General features: G+C 58.8%; 4 protein-coding genes and 1 pseudogene. 3 read left to right on the forward strand and 2 right to left on the reverse strand.

The features are described 5' to 3' along the window. Together AC1XOS_RS20665 and AC1XOS_RS20670 are read right to left on the reverse strand one after the other, a co-directional pair. On the reverse strand, nucleotides 1–734 hold a 734-nt coding region (locus AC1XOS_RS20665; protein ID WP_481964102.1), incomplete at its 3' end, for a multiheme c-type cytochrome. Nucleotides 735–737: 3 nt separating this feature from the next. Beyond that, a complete protein-coding gene (locus AC1XOS_RS20670; RefSeq protein ID WP_481964103.1) occupies nucleotides 738–1,799 on the reverse strand; it encodes a C39 family peptidase in 1,062 nt (353 codons plus the stop codon). 26 nt (nucleotides 1,800–1,825) lie between these two features. On the opposite strand from AC1XOS_RS20670, the gene AC1XOS_RS20675 reads away from it, so the two are divergent. The 3 genes and pseudogenes from AC1XOS_RS20675 to AC1XOS_RS20685 form a co-directional block, all read left to right on the forward strand. Continuing rightward, nucleotides 1,826–2,533 (forward strand): arginyltransferase, encoded by a 708-nt coding sequence (locus tag AC1XOS_RS20675; RefSeq protein ID WP_481964104.1) that lies wholly within the window; start codon nucleotides 1,826–1,828, stop codon nucleotides 2,531–2,533. A gap of 89 nt (nucleotides 2,534–2,622) precedes the next feature. After that, nucleotides 2,623–3,327 (forward strand): PEP-CTERM sorting domain-containing protein, encoded by a 705-nt coding sequence (locus AC1XOS_RS20680; RefSeq protein ID WP_481964105.1) that lies wholly within the window; start codon nucleotides 2,623–2,625, stop codon nucleotides 3,325–3,327. A gap of 8 nt (nucleotides 3,328–3,335) precedes the next feature. Further along, a pseudogene (locus AC1XOS_RS20685) lies at nucleotides 3,336–4,030 on the forward strand (D-aminoacylase); the annotation flags it as partial.

Consider the following 4,030-nt stretch of genomic DNA (forward strand, 5'->3'; position numbering starts at 1 on the left):
CTGAGAGGCCCGACATCGTCTTGCGTTCGGTGACAGCTACCACAGAGCGTATTGAGCTGCTCGCCGCCTGCACCTTTGAGCGACTCTATCGCGAGCTTAGCAGGCTTCTCGCCTTTACCCATCGTGGCGACATGCTCCCGGCCCGGTCCGTGACAAGACTCACAGCCCACGCCAAAGAAGCGGCGCTCGACCTGTAGAGAGTTTTCGGGAAGGGTGACCGCGTGGCATCCGAGACAGCGCTGTGCTTCCTGGCCAATGACAATGCGGCCCCGCTGATCCGCTACCGTCTTGGGTTTCTCTTGGCCGGGCGTGGTGCGCCAGAGCTTCTCGTGGGGGAAGTAGCTGGTCTGAATCTCGGTGCAGCTATCGTCGGCGAGGGCGATAAAGGTCATGCCGGTCTTGCCAGAGCCCAGAACGAGCTGGAGAGGAAGATCGTTGATCACAAAGCGCCCTTGCTGCTCACTCAGCATGCCGCCGCCTGGAATTTGCCCTCGCTCGGGGGCAAGTGCCCCTAGCCCCGCGCGCGTTGCCTCCTGCATCGTGGCCATGTGGCGGGTCTTCTGATGGCTCGTGAACTCAGCCGCATGACAGGGCTCGCAGGCCGCATTCCCCACAAACGGCGATGTCTCATCGGGTGGGAGAGATGTTTCTGCGTTTTTGGGCGAGCATGCCACAACAAGAAGAACCAGTGCAGGGAGCAGCAGAGCGCAGAGAAACCGAGGCAGGCTTTTCATGTTTTAACTGCCATCCTCGGGGTTGTCGGCATCGGGGGGCTTGGGGCCGATGGTCATGATCCAGCGAACATCGAGTGCCTCCCACTCGTAGATTGCACCCTCGCCGCCGCCATTCCAGTAGCGATTGCCCGTGGAGGAGAGCTCTCCATCGGGGCTATTGCGTCGCGCTGTCCAGGTCTGGTTTCCGGCGGGGTCATTGACAATGATTCGCTTGTTGTCGGAGAGATAGCCGCATGCGGTCATCAGATGCCCAGCAGGAGTGACCCGTGTCCCTAAGATCACCGGTCGGCCTGCGTTTAGCTCGGCTCTCACCCGCGCAAACGTGGCTTTTTCGTTGTAGAGAATCGCCACACCAGGGAAATCGGGCTTGAGGTAGGCGAGCATCTTGGCGTGCACTGCGCCCGAGTTGGGCTCACAGACCGCATCGTCAATCTCTTTGATGTAGCCGCCCCAGGCATTGGTGTGGACGTAGGAAGACGTGATCGCAACGGGCTTGGCGGGGCGCTTTCCCAGGCCCGCCAGCAGCATGATCATGGAGCAGGGGCCACAAGAGCCCGCACCGTCAAAGTCGTCGGGGGAGTCCCATACCTGCATGACATAGGGGAGCTTGAGATGCACCACCGGCGCTGCCCAGGGAAGAGGCGCGACATCGCCAAAGTGCCACGGCGCGGGTGGGCCGGTGGGGGCGCTCCGGCCCCAGGCAAGTTTTTCGGCCGAGGGACGGGTCACAGCAATCTTGGGGAAACGTCTTTCGCCGCCTGAGGCCAGTGTGTCCAGAACCTGGTTGGCATAGGCATGGCTCGCCGCGCCCTCTTTGCCCGTACCGTAGCGCCCTAGAGCATAGAACCAGCACTCCAAGATATTGCGCCCATCTTCGAGCCGTCCATTGCCCATGATCGGCGCACGGTTCCAGCAGAGATAGAGCTTTCGCGCGAGCTCCTCAATGTCCTGTGCGGTACGGAGCTGCTGCCAGCGCCCTTCATGCCAGGCAAGAGCCAGCAAGAGCGGGGTGGGAATACGCCAGCGGCGAGCCGCATCGTCGAGGAGTGCTGGTACAGAGAGCATAGGCTATTTTACCGGTAAAATGCTTTATGCGTGTTCTCCAGAGAGTTCTGACCGGGCCAGATGAGTGCCACTACTTGCCCGAGCGGCAGGCGACTATGGAAAACCTGGTGGTGGCGCAGCTTAGCCCGGAGGAGTACGAGCAGAAAATGAACGAGGGCTGGCGCAAGTTTGGCCCGGTGCTCTTTCGTCCGGTCTGTGAGGTCTGCCAGGAGTGCCGCCCGATTCGGATCTCGGTGGCGGAGTTTTCCCCGAGTCGCTCCCAGCGGCGGGCGCTGGCAAAAAATGAGGATTTAGAAATACGCCATGCTCGCCCCACCGTGGATGCAGTGCGCTTGGCACTCTACAACCGCTATCACACCGCACAAGAAGTCGCCAAAGGCTGGCCTGAGGTAGAGAAATCTGCTGAGGACTACGCTTTCTCGTTTGTGCACAATCCACTTCCTGCGGTGGAGATCAGTGTCTGGGAGAAAGACGTGCTCCGGGCCGTTGTGCTCACGGATATCACGCCCAGCACCGTCTCAGGAGTCTACCACTACTACGAGCCTGAGTGCGGGGAGCGCAGCATTGGGACCTTTGCGATGCTTCAGACCATCGCGCTTGCCCGCCTGCTCCAGAAGCCTTGGGCCTATTTTGGCTACTGGGTCGCCGCTTGTCCAAGCCTTTCCTACAAGTCGAATTTTAAGCCTTGTGAGATAATCAACACCCAGGGTCAGTGGGAATCTTATAAACCGTAAAATTACTAGGTTTTTACAAGCGACTTTACTGGGTATAATAGTGGGTAGTCTATCAGGGGCTTCTATTGACTAGGGTTTGGAATATTAGAATGAAAAATAAAATCTCTCTTGCGCTCGTCGCTGGTCTGGTGCTTGCTGGCAGTGCCCAGGCTCAGATTGTCTACTCCAACGACTTTGAGGCTACCACGGGAGGTTTCACGGTGGGTTCTCTTGTGAGCCATCCTAACACCACCGACCCATCCGGAGCGACCTCCCAGTTCTTGGGGCTTTTTTCCGATAACTCCAGTACAAGCCTGACGCTCAGTGGACTGGTTCCCGGTGACTTGTACAATCTGACTTTGGATCTTCTGGTTAAGGGGTCTTGGGATGGAAATGATAGCTCTGTAGGACCCGATGTCTGGCGTGTGACGGCGGATGGTGGCATTTTAGCAGAGACGACTTTCTCCAATGTTAGTGGATCCGACCAATCGTTTTCGTCGAATGGCTATATTGGCATGGCGAGCTACGCGCCGGGCACCGATGCGGAGTTTAGCAACGCCGATGTCTATGGCATCTTTGATGGCTATGCTCTCTACAAGTTCGATGGCGTTTCTAACCCGCAGCTTGAGTTCACGGCGGCCAGTGACACGGTCACTCTGGACTTCGCGGGACACAACCTTCAGGGTGTGCCGGATGAGTCTTGGGCGATAGATAACGTGGTGGTATCGGGACGCGGTAATGCGATCCCAGAGCCTGGGACGCTTGCTCTGGTCGGCTTGGGGGCGCTTGCTCTCTTGCGCCGCCGCCGTAAGTAAACGTAAACGTGACGGCTGATTTTCTCATAACGGATGCCCGTGTCGTAGATGGCACGGGCAATCCGTTTTTTTATGCCGATGTGGCTGTGACAGGGGAGCACATCATCGCCGTCACGGCACCGGGCCACTTCCCACGCGAAAATGCGGGGTGTGTGCTTTCGATGCCGGGGAAAGTTCTCTGTCCGGGCTTCATAGACATTCAGAGCCACTCCCTCCATCCCTATCTGACCGATGGGCGAGGGCTCTCAAAAGTCACTCAAGGCGTCACGACGGAGATCTTAGGTGAGCTCTGGACACCTGCGCCCTTTGGCGGACGGCGCGTTGAGCGGCAGACGAGTGATGCTCCCACTTGGCGGCACTTCTCTGACTGGCTCAAGCACTACGAGACGCGCGGCGTTTCTGTAAATGTCGGGAGCTTTGTGGGCGGTGGCAGCGTTCGTGAGTGGGCCTGTGGTTGGGATGCTGCTGCGCCCACCGATGACCAGCTAGAGCAGATGCGCCGTATAACGGCGGAGGCGATGGAAGAGGGGGCCTTTGGGATCGCACCCGCGCTGATCTACCCGCCTGACTCCTACTCCACCGACCACCAGCTCACCGAGTGCGCTAAGATCGTCGGGCGCTACGGCGGGGTTTATATCGTCCACTTGCGTTCTGAGGGTGATGGGTTTCTGGAGAGCATCGAGGCCACGGCGCAGCTCTCTGA

This window comes from Armatimonas sp. (assembly GCF_964826245.1).

Excerpts from the sequence above, each read along its gene's own strand:
- AC1XOS_RS20675 (WP_481964104.1), top strand. The coding sequence starts at position 1,826 with ATGCGTGTTCTCCAGAGAGTTCTGACCGGGCCAGATGAGTGCCACTAC.
- AC1XOS_RS20680 (WP_481964105.1), top strand. The coding sequence starts at position 2,623 with ATGAAAAATAAAATCTCTCTTGCGCTCGTCGCTGGTCTGGTGCTTGCT.
- AC1XOS_RS20670 (WP_481964103.1), bottom strand. The coding sequence starts at position 1,799 with ATGCTCTCTGTACCAGCACTCCTCGACGATGCGGCTCGCCGCTGGCGT.